Consider the following 17,412-nt stretch of genomic DNA (forward strand, 5'->3'; position numbering starts at 1 on the left):
ATCGCGGGCAAGCCTTGCTCCCACAAGAGCACCGCACCCCCTTGTGGGAGCAAGGCTTACCCGCGATGAGGCCCACACAAACACCAAAATTTTATGCACTGACTGGAAATAACCATCATGACCAAAAACTACTTCTCCCACCCAGTCAAAGCACTGGCCCTGGCCCTCGGCCTCTTCAGCTCGGTCACTTTCGCCGCCGACCCGGCGCTGAAAATCGGCACCACCGCCGCCTTCGCCATCCCCCTGGAAGCGGCGGTCGAAGAAGCCGGCAAACAAGGCCTGAAAGTCGAGCTCGTGGAGTTCAGCGACTGGATTGCACCGAACGTCAGCCTCGCCTCGGGTGACATCGACGTGAACTACTTCCAGCACATCCCGTTCCTGGAAAACGCCAAGGCGGCCTCCGGGTTTGACCTGGTGCCGTTCGCACCGGGGATCATCAACAACGTCGGCCTCTATTCGAAAAAATACAAAAGCTTCGATGAACTGCCCGAAGGCGCGAGCGTGGCCATCGCCAACGACCCGATCAACAGCGGTCGCGGCTTGCAGTTGCTGGCCAAGGCCGGCTTGATCACCCTCAAGCCAGGTGTCGGCTACAAGGCCACCGAAGAGGACATCATCGCCAACCTGAAGAAGATCAAGATCCTCCAGGTTGAAGCCGTGCAACTGGTGCGCGCCTATGACGACGCCGATCTGGTACAGGGCTATCCGGCGTACATCCGTCTATCAAAGACCTTCGACGCTGGCTCGGCCCTGCTGTTTGACGGCCTCGACCACAAGGAATACGTGATTCAGTTCGTGATCCAGCCCAAGAGCAAAACCGATCCGCGCCTGATCAAATTCGTCGACATCTACCAGCATTCGCCAGCTGTCCGCGCCGCCCTGGATAAAGCTCACGGCAAGCTCTACCAAGCCGGTTGGGAGAGCTGAGCATGACGGCTGCCACCCAACTGCGACTGGAAATTCCAGCGGCTCATCGAGCGATCCAAACTGAACTGCACCCGGACCTGAATCACGCACACGTGCGCTTCATCAACCTGGGCAAAACCTACGACGGCCAGCAAGGCCCGGTAGCCGCCCTGCACGGCATCGACCTGGCGATCCAGCGCGGTGAAGTGTTCGGCATCATCGGCCGCAGCGGCGCCGGCAAGTCGTCGCTGATCCGCACCATCAACCGCCTCGAACAACCGAGTAGCGGCCGGGTGTTGATCGATCAGGTGGACATCGGCGAGTTCGATGAAGACCGTCTGGTGAAGCTACGTCGTCGCATCGGCATGATCTTTCAGCACTTCAATCTGATGTCGGCCAAGACCGTTTGGCAGAACGTCGAGTTGCCGCTCAAGGTTGCCGGTGTACCGAAGGAACAGCGCGACCGTAAGGTCCGTGAATTGCTGGAACTGGTCGGCCTGGAAGCCAAGCACAAGGCCTATCCTTCGCAGCTGTCCGGCGGCCAGAAACAGCGTGTCGGCATTGCCCGCGCGCTGGTTCACGATCCGGCGATTCTATTGTGCGACGAAGCCACGTCGGCGCTGGACCCGGAGACCACGCAATCGATCCTCGGCCTGCTGCGCGAGATCAACCGGCGCCTGGGCCTGACCATCATTTTGATCACCCACGAAATGGCGGTGATCCGCGAAATCTGCGATCGCGTGGTCGTGCTCGAGCGCGGGCGCGTGGTCGAACAGGGGCCGGTCTGGGAGGTCTTCGGTAACCCGCAACATGAGGTCAGCAAGACCTTGCTCGCGCCGTTGCAGCATGCCCTGCCTTCCGAGTTGCAAAGTCGTCTGCAGGCGCAACCGCAATCCTCGGAGGACGCTGTGGTCCTGCGTCTGCAATTCACTGGAACGGCCCATGACGAACCCGACATCGCCGCCCTGTTCAGCGCCCTCGGTGGCCGCGTACGCCTGCTGCAAGGTGGCGTTGAACGGATTCAGGGCCATGCGCTGGGGCAACTGCTGCTGGCGGTGACCGGCTCGTCCCTCGACGCCGAAGAATTGCGTCGGCGCGCAAGCCAATGGGCGCAGCAGGTGGAGGTATTGGGCTATGTGGTTTGATCGCTTGCTGCAAGGTTTCGTCGACACGTTTTTGATGGTCGGCGTGTCGTCGTTGATCGCACTGCTGGCTGGCATTCCGCTGGCGGTGATCCTGGTCACCAGCTCCAAGGGCGGCATCTACGAAGCCCCCACGGTGAACCGCGCACTGGGTGCGTTCGTGAACCTGTTTCGCTCGATTCCGTTCCTGATTCTGATGGTGGCGCTGATTCCCTTCACCCGACTGATTGTCGGCACCACCTACGGAGTTTGGGCGGCCGTGGTGCCGCTGACCATCGCCGCCACGCCGTTCTTTGCACGGATTGCTGAAGTGAGTTTGCGCGAGGTGGATCATGGCCTGATCGAAGCAGCACAGGCCATGGGCTGCCGGCGCCAGCACATTGTTTGGCACGTGCTGTTGCCTGAAGCGCTGCCGGGGATTGTCGGGGGATTCACCATTACTTTGGTGACGATGATCAACTCGTCGGCCATGGCCGGGGCGATTGGTGCCGGTGGGCTGGGAGACATCGCGTATCGGTACGGATACCAGCGCTTTGATAGCCAGATCATGCTGACGGTGATTGTGTTGCTGGTGGCGTTGGTGGCGGTGATTCAACTGGGCGGGGATCGCCTGGCGCGCGGCCTGAACAAGCGCTAACCCTGTAGGAGCGAGCCTGCTCGCGATGGAGGCCAACGATAACGCGGGAAACCTGATTCCCTGCAGCGTCCTCAGGTTTATCGCGAGCAGGCTCGCTCCTACAGGAAGGCGATATTTCGTACAACAGTTTCAGTCTTTCCGAAGGCCCGATCCCTTTCCTTTGCAGGACATTTCCTAGATCATTTCGCCCGCTTGCGCCTGCCAAATCCGGTGGCTAGTCTCGGCCGGTCACTGCTCATCAGTGATCGGGTTTAGTAGCCCCGGACAATAGGTGCATAGCAATTCCATGCTCATGCTCGGCGATATTTGCCGCATGCAAAATGGTAGCTGTGCGTGGGGCATCTTCGGATGCACCGGTTTTCCTATTGACCGGCCTACTACCTGCGCACAGCCACCACCCAATCGTTTAGTAGGCGGTAAGTGATGGCTCACGGCGTATCAGTGTGGCGACCACCTCAAGGGTGCCGACCGGGCCATGGTGTTTTCGGTGTGGCATTTGCTGGAGATTGCCAAGGCGATGGTGGACCGGTCGATTGAGTGTTTGGGGATGAAGCACGGCTGAGTCTGCACCACCGCCATCGCGAGCAAGCTTTGCTCCCACAGGGGTACGCGATCAACTGTGGGAGCAAAGCTTGCTCGCGATGGGCTGCGCAGCAGCCCCCGGCGCCATGGCGTATATTCGGCAGATATCAATCGCCTGCGCAGCCCACCATGAAACAGACCCCCACCGACCTCGACCAGATCACTTCCACCACCCTGGCCCATTACAACGCGGTGGCCGATAGTTTTCGTGAAGGCACCCGTGATCACGACGTCAGCCAGAACATCGATGCGCTGATGCGGCATATCCAGGGCGAGGCGCCCTTCGACATTCTCGATTTTGGCTGCGGACCGGGTCGTGACTTGCAGACGTTCACTCGCATGGGCCACAAGGCTGTTGGCCTCGATGGTTCGGAAAAGCTTGCGCAGATGGCCCGTGAGGACAGCGGGTGCGAGGTCTGGCAGCAGGACTTTTTGAAGCTCGATCTGCCGGACGAACGCTTCGACGGGATTTTCGCCAATGCGGTGTTGTTCCACATTCCGCGCCAGGAGTTGCATCGGGTGTTGAAGGAACTGCGCGCGAGCTTGAAGCCCGGTGGCGTGTTGTTCAGCTCCAATCCCCGTGGCGAGAATCAGGAAGGCTGGAACGGGCCGCGTTATGGGGCGTATCACGACCTGGCGGCGTGGCAGCAGTTGCTGACCGAGGCGGGGTTTGTGGAGCTGGAGCATTACTACCGACCGGCGGGGTTGCCGAGGGAGCAGCAGCCTTGGTTGGCGAGTGTCTGGCGAAAGGTTTGAAGCCTTAAATGTGTGGTGGTCGTACTGGCCTCATCGCTGGCAAGCCAGCTCCCACAGGGAACTGAGTTTGTCTGAACAACTCGGTCACTGTGGGAGCTGGCTTGCCAGCGATGCTCTTCAGGGCGAAGAAGAAACCTGATAGCTCACCACCGCCCCATCCGCCACAAACGCAGAGATGCTCTGCCCCGCCAACCGTTGACCTTCAACCTCACGTTCACGCCCATCAAAATTGGCCACCAACCGTGTGCCATCGGCAAACGTGGTCTTCTGCACCAATCGATCCTCACTCAGCCATCGGAAGTCGGTCATCGCCTGGGTCGCCAGACGCTCGTGCAGAGGCCGGAAGAAGGCATCCTGACGCGCCATCACCGGCAGTCGCTGCTTTAAGGTTTCGGCAGTCAGGTGATACAGCGGCGGTACGTTGTAGAGCAACTGGGCCAGTTCGTTTTCAACCCGCACATTGCTCAGCTTGAGACTGTCGAACAACCAGTGATGGGTGGTGATAACCGAACCGTGGAACACCGCCTGATACAGGGGTAGCCGCATCTGCGGGGAAAAATGCACTGTACGGTAGGGTTCCTTGAGTGGAACGGTTTTGAAGAACACTTGAGGCTGCTCATTGGGGAACCAGCGGCCCAGGTAATACTCGGACTCCGGATTCTTGCTCATGTCCGGATCCCCCCAACCGATCACCGGCGTCTGCATGCCATGGGCAAACAGGATGCCCTGCGAGGTGGTGGCGTTGCCATCTTCCGAACCCGTGGGCAACTGCAGGGTTTCATTCACCCAGCGCGCCGCGTCGATATTGCCCTCGGCGTTTTGCGCCTGGGTCAAGGTAGCGCCTGTTCGATAGCTGTCGAACAGCATGCCGGTGGCGTAGGCATCGAGAAACCAGCTATTGAATCCCGCGCGCGCCTGTACCGCCTTGATGCGGGCCTCAAGCAATGGCCGGACACAACGCGGATCGGTGTAGTGCCCTGATTGCTGAAAGCCGCTTTTGAACTGCCCGCCGCTCAAGACAATCGCACAGTCACGGTTGGCCCCAGAGCCCAGGTGCGCCGTGGCCCAGTCCGGATTTTCACTGGCGCTGAGCGCGGTTTCGTAGGAGTCGTACGGCGCCAGCAAATACCCTTGCGCAACAGCCTCGCGCACCGTCTCGGGGTGCCAGAGACCACCCTCCCAACCTTCGCCGAGCCCTATCCACAACCGCGAAAGTCCTGCGGCTTTCAGCTGTTCAAAGGTAACCGTCGACAAGCTGCTGCCCCAATGTTCAGGGGATGCGGTGAGTGCTTCGGCAAATTCACTGGCCAACTTCTTGCGCAACTGGCCGTAACCCTCGGCGAGTTTCTGCATGTCCGGCTCGACTACCGCCTGCCAGCCCTTTCGCGCCAGGGTGTTGAGCGCGCCGTTCAAGCCCCTCAACAAGGTGGTCTGTTGGTATCGGTTCAAAGGCGATCCTGCGGTACTCAGGATCTTGCGGGCCTGAGCGTCGAGACCACGGCGCAAGTCGCTGGCCAGTGCGCTGTTGCCTCGCATCAGCGTCAACAACGCCGACCAACTGCGCACGTCTTTCGGTCCGAGCAGGTCGTTGCCCCACAAATAAACATGGCTGGCCCCCAGGAGCTTCTTGGCTTCGGGCGTTTTCAACAGTTTGCTGCTCAAGGTTTCGTATTGCCCGTTGTTGACCAGCCACTGTCGATAACGCTTTGCCCCGGCCAACAGATCGGCATCCCCAAAAAACAATTTGAACGTCAGCGGTGCATGGGGCTCAAGGGAAGTGAACTGATGATTGGCCGTCAGGGCAAAGCTGTTGTTCTCGGCGCTGAACGCCAAGCGGTTGTTGTAGGGATTGGTCATCAGCCAATTGAGGGTGAACCCACCGTGATCGACGCCCCATAGCGGCAGGCTCAAATCCTGGGTGGTGTTGAAATCACCCCGATCGAGTAGAAATTTTTGCCAATGCGAGTTGCCCGACGGAACGTAATGCCCCTCGGCCATTGGCCAGATCAGGCCGTTGCCGATGGCATGGCCGGGTTGTTGGAGAAACTTCAGTTCACCCGGATCACGGGCTGTGATGGACAGGGAAAGCTCACGTTGATCGAGAACGGCACTGAGGGTCCATGCGCCATCGTCCCATTGCCAATCCAGGCGATCGGCATTTTGCTTGAGATCGCTGACCTTGTGCCCGACAACGCCCGTTGAGGCTTGCACTGGCGATTGCTGCGCTGGAATGACGCGGATCGCCAGCGTGGCAGGATCGAGTTCGATGCGCCACAGCGGATTTTCCAGCACGTTGGCTGCCAACGCCTGGGACCACAGCAATACGCCAAGCAACAATGCGCAGCGTAAGTAATGAGCCATGCACGACATCAGAAAATCCCTCTTCGCAGTGGAAGAGGGAAGCTACAACAGCCCGACGACGCTGTAAGTAGGACCGTTCCCAAAATTCCTTTCGAGCACCAACGCCTGTACTGGCCTCATCGCTGGCAAGCCAGCTCCCACAGGTACAGCGTCGGGCACAAAATTTGTGAACGACGCAGAAAGTGTGGGAGCTGGCTTGCCAGCGATGAGCGCGAAGCGCTCGACTTACCGCACTTCTTTCTTCGGCTCGCGAATTTTGTACCAGGCCACATACAGCGCCGGCAGAAACAGCAGCGTCAGCAGCGTGGCGATGATGATGCCGCCGATCATCGCGTAGGCCATCGGTCCCCAGAACACTTCCCGGGCAATCGGGATCATGCCCAGGCTCGCGGCCGCCGCGGTCAGCAGAATCGGCCGCCGACGATGTTCGGTGGCTTGCACCACGGCATCCCACTGTGATGAGCCTGCGTCCACAAACTCGTCGATCTGGGTCACCAGGATCACCGAGTTGCGGATGATGATACCGATCAGCGCCAGGATCCCCAGGATCGCCACAAAGCCCATTGGCGTACCGGTCGGCACCAGCGCGATCACCACGCCGATCAAGCCCAGCGGCGCCACGCTGGCCACCAGGAACATTTTCTGCACGCTGTGCAATTGGATCATCAGGAAGGTTGCCATCAAAAACAGCATCAACGGCACGACCTTGGCAATCGGCCCCTGGGCCTTGCTGCTTTCCTCTACCGTACCGCCGGTGGCGACCTTGTAGCCCACCGGCAACGCGGCGGCGAATTTGTCGATGTCCGGCTTGAGCAAGGCCACCAGGTCGGTGGGTTGAATCTCGCCCAGTGTCGCAGCCTTGATGGTCACCGTCGGTTTGCGGTCGCGACGCCACACCAGTGGCTGCTCCAGTTCGTAGCGCACGGTGGCAAATGCCAGCAGCGGAATCGAGGTGCCGCCCGGCGTGACGATCTGCAGGTTTTGCAGGGTTTCCGACGAGCCACGTTCAGCATCCACCGCGCGGCCGACCACGTTGATCAGGTAGATGTCATCGTCGACCTGGGTCACCGTCGAGCCGCTGACGATGCTGTTCATCAGGTTCGCCACATCTTCGGAAGACAGGCCAAGCTGGCGTGCCTTGTCCTGCGCGATGTCGATGCGCAAGACCTTGCCCGGTTCATTCCAGTCGAAAATGATCTCGCCGATGTGCGGGCTCTTGTCCAGTTCGCTGGCCAGATCGATGGCGTGCTTTCGCACCTGATCGATGTCATTACCACTGACCCGATACTGAATCGGCCGCCCGACCGGCGGGCCCATTTCCAGCGCCTGAACGTAGCTGCCGATGCCGACGAAGTCCTTGCGCAGACGTTCACGCAGGCGATCGCTGAGCACTTTGCGCGACTCGAACCCTTTGCTGACGATCACCAGTTGCGCGTAATACGGGTTCTGCAATTGCTGGTCCAAAGGCAGGTAGAAACGAATCGCACCCTGGCCGATATAGGTGCTCCAGCGCACGATGTCCGGGTCACCCTTGAGCGTCGCTTCGAGCTTGTCCACAGCCTTGCGGGTTTCATCGATGGAGGCGTTTTGCGGCAAGTTCAGGTCCACCAGGATTTCCGGGCGATCCGAGGACGGGAAGAACTGGTTTTGCACAAAGCCCATGCCCAACACCGACAGCACAAACAGCAGCACGGTGATGCCGATGGCCCACCAGCGATTGCGCAGGCTCCACAGCAAACCACCATTGAACGCCCGCCCCAGACGCCCCGGCTCCGCCGAATGCGGTTTCACTTGAGTGCTGAGGATGTGCACGCCGATCACCGGGGCAAACAGCACCGCGACAATCCACGAGACGATCATCGCCACAGCGATCACTGCAAACAAGGTGAAGGTGTATTCGCCGGCAGAGCTGGCGTTGAGACCAATCGGCACGAAACCGGCGACGGTCACCAGCGTACCGGTGAGCATCGGGAAGGCTGTCGAAGTGTAGGCAAAGGTTGCCGCCTGCTCCTTGGTGTCGCCCAGCTCCAGACGCGAGACCATCATCTCGACGGTGATCATTGCGTCATCCACCAACAGACCCAGGGCAATGATCAGCGCGCCGAGGGAAATCCGCTGCATGGTGATGCCGCTGTATTCCATGAACACAAACACCATCGCCAGCACCAGCGGGATCGAACACGCCACCACCAATCCGGCGCGCACGCCGAGGCTGATGAAGCTGACGACCAGCACGATCACCACCGCTTCGAACAACGCACTGGTAAAGCCGCCGACCGCCTCCTCCACCACTTCAGCCTGGTCGGACACGTTGTGCACGCCAACACCCACCGGCAAGTCTGCGGTCAGCTCATTGATGCGCTGGTGCAACGCCTTGCCGAACACCTGTATGTTGCCGCCCTTCTGCATGGCGATGGCCAGGCCGATGGCTTGCTGACCATTGAAGCGAAACTCAGGTGACATCGGGTCGACATAGCCACGCTGGATATCAGCGACATCGGCCAGACGATAGAAACGGTCGTTAAGCCGCAGGTTGACGTTGGCCAGGTCCTTTTCAGAAGCGAACTGACCGGAGGTGCGCACGGAAATCCGCTCCGGGCCAGCCTCGATCACCCCGGCCGGGGTCACGGCGTTCTCTTTTTGCAGGCTCTGCACGACCTGCGCTTCATCGATGCCCAGCGCCGCCAGTTTGCGCGTCGAGAAGTTCAGGTAAAGGACTTCATCCTGCTGGCCGACCATTTCGATCTTGCCCAGCCCCGGCACATTGTGGATCTCGGCACGGGCCTGCTCGACGTAGTCACGCAACTGACGCATCGTCAAACCGTCGGCGGTAAAGGCATAGACCGAGCCGAATACATCACCGAATTCGTCGTTGAACGCCGGCCCCTGGATGCCCTGGGGGAACTGGCCCTTGATGTCGCCGATCTTCTTGCGCACCTGGTACCAGATTTCCGGAATGTCCTTGGCCTTGGTGGTGTCGCGCAGGTTCACGTAGACCGTGGACTCGCCGGGGCGTGTGTAGCTTTTCACATAGTCGAGGGAGTCGAGCTCCTCGAGTTTTTTCTCGATGCGGTCGGTGACCTGCTTGAGGGTCTCTTCCTGGGTCGCACCGGGCCAGCGACTCTGGATCACCATGGTTTTGATGGTGAAGGAAGGGTCTTCCTCGCGGCCCAGGTTCATGTACGAGAACACGCCCATCAGCAAGGCGACGAACATCAGGTACCAGACAAACGACTGATGCTTGAGCGCCCATTCGGATAAGTTGAAACTCCCTTTCATTGCGCGCTGTCCTCGTCGACTTTCACTTTCTGCCCCGGTTTGAGGCTGTTGACACCGGCGGTGACGATACGGTCACCGTTCTTCACGCCGTAGGCCAGCACCACGCTGTTGTCGGTGCGGCTGATAATGCTGACATCCCGAGGCGACACGGTTTGCGACTGTGGATCGACGACCCAAATCCGGGGTTTGCCTTCGACCTCCTGCAAGGCGGTCAAGGGCAGTTCGATGCGTGGCTTGACGGCCGAGCTCAAGGTCACGCTGATCGCCGTACCCAGGCGAAATGCGGTCGGTGTCTCGGTCAGGGTCAGGCGTGCGCGCCGGGTACGGGTGGTGCTTTCGGCCTGGGGTTCGATTTCCCGCACGGTGGCCGTGGTGGTGATTTGCGGGTTCAGCTGCGAGGCGACCTGGAACACCACATCCTTGGGCAACTGGTCGATCAGGGTGTCCGGCAGATCGATTACCGCTTCCTTGATGTCCGGTTGCGCCAGGGTGACCACCTGCTGACCGGCAGTGACGGTTTGCCCGGCTTCGGCATTCCACGCGGTGACCACGGCCTTGTGGTCGGTGCGCAACTCAACGTAGTTGAGCTGATCCCTGGCCTGGTTGACCGCAGCCCTGGCCTGATCGAGGGACGCCTGGGTGGTTTTCAGGTCGGTTTGCGCAGCGTCCAGTTGCGCCTGTGAGCCCACACCACGATCGAACAGATCCTGCTGGCGCCGGGCGGTGGCTTGGGCGTTGATGAACTGCGCCTGGACGCTCGCCAGATCGCCCTCTGCAGAGCGCAACTGGTTCTGCTGGTCGGTGGGATCGAGCGAGGCGAGCAAGGCGCCTTTTTCGACTTCAGCGCCTACGTCGACGGCGCGGCTGGCAATGCGTCCGGGCACCCGGAACCCGACATTGCTTTCATAGCGAGCCTGGATGTTACCCGCAAAACGCCCCAGGTTTTCTTCGCCCAACGCCTGGACCTTCATCGACAGCACCGGGCGCACCGGCTCCGGCGGTGGTTCTTTTTTCGAGCAGGCCGCCAGTACCACGCTGGCCAACACCAATAACAGAGGCTTCATGGCTTAGCCTCCTTGGCCAGGTCTTTATAGGTGTTTTCGGCGATCTCCACCGTCACACCGGGGTGCAACAATTGGCCACCGGCGATGACGACTTTTTCGCCACCGTTCAGGCCGGCGCTGATGATGACTTTACCGGTCAGGTAGCGGCCGACGGTGACAGGATGCAGTTGCGCCTTGCCCTCCCCGTCCACCAGCCACACGGCGGGGTCGCTGACCTTTTTCGTCAGCGCCGACCACGGCAATTCCACCGCAGCTTTACCGTGGGTGGTGCCGGTGGCACTCACCACCGATCCCAGCTGCATGCCCTGGGGCAAGTTGCCCAGGGTGATCTTGACCTGCACTGTGCCCGTCTGTTCGGAGACCGACGGGGTGATTTCGCGAACAGTGCCGGTGGTTTTGATCGCCGGGTTATCGAGCAGGCTGACCACCACCGTTCGGTCCGCCGGCGGTTCGATCAGCAACGACTCGTAGACGTTGAACACCGCGTCGCGCTCGCCGTCCTGGGCCAGGCTGAAAATCGGCACCGTGGCCTGTACCACCTGGCCGACTTCGGCCTGACGCGCCGTGATAATGCCCGGTGCATCAGAGATCAACGCGGTGTAACTCAATTGTTCACGGGCATTGGCCAACTGCGCCTGGGCGGCCGCCAGCGAGCTTTGGCTGCTGCGCAAGGCGGCCTGGGCGGAATCGAATTCACTTTGACTGGTGTAACCCTTGGGCAGGAGTTTTTGCTGACGCACGAAAGCCGCCGCGTTCTGCTTGACCTTGGCCTGTTCGGCGACGACCTGGGCCTGGGCCGAGTCGAGGCTGGTTTGCAGGTCCTTGGGATCAAGCCGGGCGAGCACTTGCTTGGCAGAAACCCGGTCGCCAACATCGACCGTACGCTGGATGATCTTGCCACCAACACGGAACGACAGTTCAGTCTGCACCCGCGCCTGAACATCGCCGGTCAAGGTGACGCTGGCGGCGTAGTCGGACGGTTTCACCTCTTGGACGAAAACCCGTGGCCGGTCCTTCTCCACTGGCTTTTTTTCACCGCAGGCCGTCAGCAGGGCCAACAGGCTCAGGCCAACGACTATTTTCAATCCGGGACCAGCCATGCAGACTCCTTTGCGTTTAACGGGCGCGATTCGTCTGTCAGCTTAGAACAGGGTTCCAAGTGCGCCTACTGTGGCGTCAAATAAAGCCTGAATCCCGGTAGCAGGAAGCTCAACATGCTCAAAACCCTTGCGGTAGCCAACTACCGATCGATCAACAAACTGGTGATCCCGCTGGGTCGACTGAACCTGATTACCGGCCCAAACGGCAGCGGCAAATCCAACCTCTATCGTGCGTTGCGCCTGCTGGCGGAAACCGCTCAAGGCGGGGTGGTCAATGCGCTGGCCCGCGAGGGTGGGCTGGAGTCGACCTTTTGGGCCGGCCCGGAAACCATCACGCGGCGCATGCGTAATGGTGAAGTGCCAGTTGAGGCAACAGTGCGAAAAGGCGTGAAGCGTCTGCGGCTGGGGTTTGCCGGTGAGGATTTCAGCTACTCGATCAGCCTGGGGCTACCCGACTCTAACGGTCATTTCATGTTGCCCGGCCACACTTTACCCATACCGTCACGCTTCAGCCTCGACCCGCAAATCAAGCGTGAATGCATCTGGTCCGGACCGCTCTACCGTCCGGCCAGCCTGCTGGTGGATCGCGACGGCCCGATGATCCGCTCCCGGGCCGACCGTAGCTGGGACGTGTTGGCTCAGCACACGCCGAATTTCGACAGCCTCTTCGACCAGGTCGGCAGCCTGCGAACCTCACCGGAAGTGCTGGAAATGCGCGAGTTCATCCGCCGCTGGCGCTTCTACGATCACTTTCGCAGCGACGCCGACGCGCCGGTGCGCCAGCCACAGCTGGGCACCCGCACCCCGGTGCTGCACCACGATGGCAGGGACCTGGCGGCGGCGTTGCAGACCATCATCGAAATCGGCGAACCCGAGGCATTGCGAGCCGCGATCAGCGATGCGTTTCCCGGTGCACGCCTGCACATCGAGCCGCTGCCCGGTGGACGCTTTGCGATCGAGTTTTATCAGGAAGGGTTGTTGCGCCCGCTATCGGCGGCTGAGTTGTCGGACGGAACGTTGCGGTATTTGCTGCTGGTGGCGGCGCTGTTGACGCCCCGGCCACCGACATTGATGGTGCTGAACGAGCCAGAAACCAGCCTGCATCCGGATCTGTTACCGGCGTTGGCGCGGCTGATTATTCGCGCGTCGGAGCAGTGTCAGGTGTGGGTGGTTTCCCATGCGCGGCGGTTGATTTCGGCCTTGCAGGAGGACCCGGAATGCAATTGCATCGTGCTGGAGAAAAACCTCGGCCAGACCGGGATCGTCGGGCAGCGGATGCTGGATGAGCCGGCTTGGCATTGGCCGGATTAGGCGGTGCCTGCAAATCCAATCGCTGGCAAGCCAGCTCCCACAAGGATCACCTCAATCCTGTAGGAGCTGGCTTGCCAGCGATGGCGATCAAAAGGTCAACGCAGCACTCGAAGAATCACCCCTGCCACTTCCCACCCTCGACAATCACGCTCTCAGGCTTGGTGTCATCGCTCAGTTCCTTGCGCACATACTGGTCGTACAGCTTGAGCAAATACTTGTCCTCACCCAGCTTCGCCAATTCAGCATTGACCCAGTCGCGCAGCTCAATGTTGCCCTTCTTCACCGCCGGTGCGATCGGCGCTTCCGCGCCCAGGGTCTGGCTCAATACACGGTAGCCGGGGTTCTGCTTGGCCCAGCTGAACAACACCAGGTTGTCTTGCGCATAGGCATCGCCACGACCATTGGCCAGGGCTTGCAAGGACTCGGAGTTTTTCTCGAACTTGAGCAATTTCCAGTCTGGATGGTTTTTGGTCAGCCAAATGTCAGCCGTAGTGCCCGTGGTGACGATGGTGGTGCGGGTCGCCAGGTCATCGAGGTTTTTCACCGCACTGCCCTGAGGCACCAGCGCCTGGACCGCGACCTTGAGGTTCGGGTTGGTGAATTCCACCGCTTCCTTGCGCTCCGGCGTGACGGTCATGTTGGCCAGGATCAGATCGACTTTGTCGCTTTGCAGGAATGGAATCCGGCTCGCCGGCTCCACGGCGATGAACTCGACCTTGTTTTCATCGCCCAACAGATCCTTGGCGAATTGACGGCCGATGTCGGTATCGAAACCGACGTAGCGCCCGGCTTCATTGACGAAACCGAACGGCGGCTTGTCAGTGAAGACGCCCACGATCAGTTTGTCCCGTGCCTTGATTTTTTCCAGATAACTGGCGCTTTCGCTGGCGACTTTCGGCTTCGCCGGTTCTTCGGTTTTGTTGCAGCCGGCCAGCAATGCGAGGCCCAGCAGCGGGAGAAGCAAGAGTGAAGACTTGGCAGTTTTCATGACAGTTCCAGTTCCTTTGTTTGAGTCGTTTTGGGTAGTGCGGCGACGTAGGAGAATTTCTCCAGGAACTGCTGCGCTCGTGCGGTTTGCGGGTTCGTAAAGAAGATCTCGGGAGGGTTTTGCTCGAGGATGCGCCCGGCATCCATGAACACGATTCGATCGGCCACGGCGCGGGCGAAGGCCATTTCGTGGGTGACGATCAACAGGGTCATGCCCTCGCGGGCCAGGCCTTGAATGACCTCCAGCACTTCCTTGACCATTTCCGGGTCGAGGGCGGCGGTGACTTCATCGAACAACATGACCTTGGGGTTCATGCACAGCGAACGGACGATGGCGATACGTTGCTGCTGACCGCCGGAGAGCTGTCGTGGATAAGCATCGCGCTTGTCCGAAAGGCCCACGCGTTCGAGCAAGGCTTCAGCCTGGGCGCGGGCTTCACGGCGATCACGTTTCTGCACCTTGAGCGGGCCGAGCAGCAGGTTGTCGAGCACGCTCATGTGCGGGAACAGGTGATAACTCTGGAACACCATGCCGATTTGCTGCCGCACTTCGCGCCAGTCGGTGGACGTGTCCAGCAGCTCACGGCCGGCGAATTTAAGACTGCCGCTGTGAGCGGTCTCCAGTCCGTTGAGGCAACGCAACAAGGTGCTTTTGCCACAACCGCTGGGTCCGAGAATGACGACGACTTCGCCCGGTTTCACACTCAGGTCGATGCCATTGAGCACTTGCTGCTCGCCGAAGAATTTGTTGAACCCCTTGAACTCGATAAGTGCGCTCATGCTTGCGTCCAGCGCCGCTCCAGCACACGCGAGGCGGCCGACAACGGGTAGCAGATGAAAAAGAAAAACAGGAACAGCGCGCCGTAGATCAGCACCGATTCGTATGTACGCTCGATGATTTGCTGGCCGACCTTGATCACATCCACCACACCGATCAGCACGGCCAGGGAGCTGGTCTTGATGATCCGCGTGTAGACGTTGATGGTCGGCGGCGTCATGCGTTTCAGCGCTTGCGGCAGCAGCACGTAGCCATAGAGTTGCGTTGCGCTCAGTCCAATCGACAACCCGGCTTCACGCTGCCCGCGAGGCAACGACTGCAACGCACCGCGCACCACTTCACCCACCTCGCTGGCGCCCCATAGCGAGAGCACCAGCACCGCGCACCAGAAGCTCGGAATGCTCAGACCAAAAAAGATCGGCAGGCCGAAGAACAGCAAGTACAACCAGACCAGCACCGGGATCGCCCGGAACAATTCCAGGTAGACCCGCAGGACCGCGTTCAGCCACTTCACATCCAGCGTGCGCAATACGCCGTAGAACACGCCGCCGACGGTGCTAATGGCGATGCTCAGGAAAGAAATCGACAGGGTTTGCAGCGCGCCCTTGCCCAGTTGCGGCAATGACACCCACAACAACTCAAGACCCGAACTGGCCATGCTGGAGCCTCCTTTCCAGACGGCTGAGCAACAGCGACAACGGCAAGAACAACAGCACGCAAATCAGCGTCAGCACGGCGAGCATTTCGTAGGTTTTGTAGTAGAGCGCGATATAGCTCTTGGTGGTGTAGAGAATCTCGGGCACTGCCACCGCCGAGACCACGGTGGTTTCCTTGAGCAGGAAAATGAAATTGGCAAACAGCGACGGCAGGCTGAGGATGCCGGCCTGCGGCAGGATCACGTAGCGCAACAATTGTCCGTGGGACAGGCCGATGGAACGACCGGACTCCAGTTGCGCCTGGGGCACGGCCTCCACGCCGGCGCGCAGCACTTCGGTGAGGTAGGCACCACCGAGGAAGGTCATGGTGATGATTGCTGCAGCAAAACCCGAGACCTTGATGCCCAGTGCCGGCAAGGCGAAGTAGACGAAGAACAGTTGAATCAGCAGCGGTGTATTGCGCGCCAGCTCCACATGGAGACCGACCAGGCGCTGCAAGTAAGGCGTGCGAAACACCAGAATCGTCGCGTTGATCAGCGCCACCAGCAGCGAAGTGCCAATAGCGATGAATCCGACTTGCAGCGTCACACCCACTGCTTTGAGAAACGCCGGCAAGGTGCTGAGGATAAAAGCGTAATCGAAGTTCATTGAACATCCTGGACGCCGCTCGGTAAGCGACGGTGGCGCAGTCCATGGACAGAGGATAACTGTCCGGCAAGCACCAACTTTAAAGGTATAAGAATTAGAATTTAAATACCGTTAAAGCATATTGATATCACGCAAAAAACTATCCAAATGCATTTGCCGGGGTGGCAAGACCTATCCTGGGAAGGCCTGCCCCTGTAGGAGCGAGCCTGCTCGCGATGGCGGCCTGACATTCAACATTGACGTCGTCTGACAGTCCGCTTTCGCGAGCAGGCTCGCTCCTACAGGGGTTTTGTGCAGGCACAAAAAAACGCCGACGCTGTATCAGCCGTCGGCGTTGGAAACCTTGAAGGGGTTTACCTCGCGAATCAGAACGCTGGCAGTACTGCGCCGCTGTACTTCTTCTCGATGAATGCTTTCACTTCCGGGCTGGTCAGGGCTTTGGCCAGTTTCTGGATGGCAACGCTGTCCTTGTTGTCTGGACGAGCCACCAGGAAGTTCACGTAAGGCGAATCCGCACCTTCGATCACCAGTGCGTCTTTAGCCGGGTTCAGACCTGCTTCCAGTGCGTAGTTGGTGTTGATCATGTCCAGGTCGACCTGATCCAGCACACGCGGCAGCATGGCGGATTCCAGTTCCTTGAACTTGAAGTTGTGCGGGTTCTTGGCGATGTCTTTCGGGGTCGCCAGGGCGTTTTTCGGGTCTTTCAACTCGATCAGGCCAGCCTTCTGCAGCAGGATCAGGGCACGGCCGCTGTTGCTGCCTTCGTTAGGGATGGCAATGGTCGCGCCGTCTTTGAGCTCGGCCAGGGTTTTGACTTTCTTCGAGTAGCCACCGAAGGGTTCAACGTGAACACCGATCACGGTTTCCAGGTGAGTGCCTTTGCCTTCGTTGAAGCTTTTCAGGTACGGCAGGGTCTGGAAGTAGTTGGCGTCCAGACGCTTCTGGTCGACCTGCACGTTCGGCTGAACGTAGTCGGTGAAGACTTTGATCTCCAGGTCCACGCCTTCTTTGGCGAGGGTTGGCTTGATCAGTTCAAGAATCTCGGCGTGTGGAATCGGGGTCGCCGCAACCACCAGTTTCTCGCCAGCCTGGGCCAGGCCCGAGGTCAGGGCAGCCGCCAGTGCGGTGAACAACAGAACCTTTTTCATGCAGTGTCCTTATCGAAAATCACGGTCGCTTGTGGCGACGGCTATTAGTACGAGTGC

Annotated in this window: 14 protein-coding genes and 1 pseudogene; 6 read left to right on the forward strand and 9 right to left on the reverse strand. The window is 59.7% G+C overall.

All coding sequences use genetic code 11. The annotated features are described in order from the left end of the window. The first annotated feature begins 117 nt into the window (after positions 1–117). From GPL81_RS04760 to GPL81_RS04775, 5 genes and pseudogenes are all read left to right on the forward strand, one after another. Positions 118–927, forward strand: a complete 810-nt coding sequence (locus GPL81_RS04760) for a MetQ/NlpA family ABC transporter substrate-binding protein (protein WP_160105392.1) — start codon at positions 118–120, stop codon at positions 925–927. Positions 928–929: 2 nt separating this feature from the next. Continuing rightward, the gene (locus GPL81_RS04765) at positions 930–2,051 is read left to right on the forward strand and encodes a methionine ABC transporter ATP-binding protein (protein WP_160105393.1); all 1,122 of its coding nucleotides are present in this window, start codon (positions 930–932) and stop codon (positions 2,049–2,051) included. Then, complete coding sequence (locus GPL81_RS04770; protein WP_110965796.1) at positions 2,041–2,685, forward strand: methionine ABC transporter permease; 645 nt, start codon at positions 2,041–2,043, stop codon at positions 2,683–2,685. The genes GPL81_RS04765 and GPL81_RS04770 overlap by 11 nt, the downstream gene beginning before the upstream one ends. Positions 2,686–3,112: 427 nt before the next feature. Next, positions 3,113–3,247 (forward strand): annotated as a pseudogene (locus GPL81_RS31900) (DUF6124 family protein); the annotation flags it as partial. A gap of 149 nt (positions 3,248–3,396) precedes the next feature. Beyond that, positions 3,397–4,023, forward strand: a complete 627-nt coding sequence (locus tag GPL81_RS04775; protein WP_160105394.1) for a class I SAM-dependent methyltransferase — start codon at positions 3,397–3,399, stop codon at positions 4,021–4,023. 117 nt (positions 4,024–4,140) lie between these two features. Here the strand turns inward: GPL81_RS04775 and GPL81_RS04780 are convergent, their stop codons facing one another. From GPL81_RS04780 to GPL81_RS04795, 4 genes are all read right to left on the reverse strand, one after another. Next, entirely contained in the window at positions 4,141–6,393 is a 2,253-nt protein-coding gene (locus GPL81_RS04780) for a glycoside hydrolase (RefSeq protein WP_160105395.1), read from the reverse strand. Positions 6,394–6,609: 216 nt separating this feature from the next. Next, a complete protein-coding gene (locus GPL81_RS04785) occupies positions 6,610–9,663 on the reverse strand; it encodes an efflux RND transporter permease subunit (protein ID WP_160105396.1) in 3,054 nt (1,017 codons plus the stop codon). Further along, positions 9,660–10,727 carry an efflux RND transporter periplasmic adaptor subunit gene (locus tag GPL81_RS04790; protein WP_160105397.1) on the reverse strand — a complete coding sequence of 356 codons (1,068 nt, stop codon included), beginning with the start codon at positions 10,725–10,727 and terminating at the stop codon, positions 9,660–9,662. Before GPL81_RS04790 ends, GPL81_RS04785 begins: the two co-directional genes overlap by 4 nt. Next, positions 10,724–11,827: an efflux RND transporter periplasmic adaptor subunit gene (locus GPL81_RS04795; RefSeq protein ID WP_160105398.1), complete on the reverse strand. Its 1,104-nt coding sequence runs from the start codon at positions 11,825–11,827 to the stop codon at positions 10,724–10,726. Before GPL81_RS04795 ends, GPL81_RS04790 begins: the two co-directional genes overlap by 4 nt. 114 nt (positions 11,828–11,941) lie before the next feature. Between GPL81_RS04795 and GPL81_RS04800 the strand changes: the two genes are divergently transcribed. After that, positions 11,942–13,138, forward strand: coding sequence for an AAA family ATPase (locus GPL81_RS04800; RefSeq protein WP_160105399.1), 1,197 nt, complete (start codon positions 11,942–11,944; stop codon positions 13,136–13,138). Positions 13,139–13,253: 115 nt separating this feature from the next. On the opposite strand, the gene GPL81_RS04805 is transcribed toward GPL81_RS04800, so the two are convergent. The 5 genes from GPL81_RS04805 to GPL81_RS04825 form a co-directional block, all read right to left on the reverse strand. Further along, positions 13,254–14,126 carry a transporter substrate-binding domain-containing protein gene (locus GPL81_RS04805; RefSeq protein WP_160105400.1) on the reverse strand — a complete coding sequence of 291 codons (873 nt, stop codon included), beginning with the start codon at positions 14,124–14,126 and terminating at the stop codon, positions 13,254–13,256. Beyond that, a complete protein-coding gene (locus GPL81_RS04810) occupies positions 14,123–14,905 on the reverse strand; it encodes an amino acid ABC transporter ATP-binding protein (protein WP_160105401.1) in 783 nt (260 codons plus the stop codon). The genes GPL81_RS04805 and GPL81_RS04810 overlap by 4 nt, the downstream gene beginning before the upstream one ends. Continuing rightward, positions 14,902–15,561 carry an amino acid ABC transporter permease gene (locus tag GPL81_RS04815; protein ID WP_160105402.1) on the reverse strand — a complete coding sequence of 220 codons (660 nt, stop codon included), beginning with the start codon at positions 15,559–15,561 and terminating at the stop codon, positions 14,902–14,904. Before GPL81_RS04815 ends, GPL81_RS04810 begins: the two co-directional genes overlap by 4 nt. Continuing rightward, entirely contained in the window at positions 15,542–16,207 is a 666-nt protein-coding gene (locus GPL81_RS04820) for an amino acid ABC transporter permease (protein ID WP_160105403.1), read from the reverse strand. The genes GPL81_RS04815 and GPL81_RS04820 overlap by 20 nt, the downstream gene beginning before the upstream one ends. 365 nt (positions 16,208–16,572) lie before the next feature. Then, positions 16,573–17,355 (reverse strand): MetQ/NlpA family ABC transporter substrate-binding protein, encoded by a 783-nt coding sequence (locus GPL81_RS04825; RefSeq protein ID WP_160105404.1) that lies wholly within the window; start codon positions 17,353–17,355, stop codon positions 16,573–16,575. Positions 17,356–17,412 lie beyond the last annotated feature (57 nt).

It is taken from the genome of Pseudomonas izuensis (assembly GCF_009861505.1).
GTDB classification, from domain to species: Bacteria; Pseudomonadota; Gammaproteobacteria; order Pseudomonadales; family Pseudomonadaceae; genus Aquipseudomonas; species Aquipseudomonas izuensis.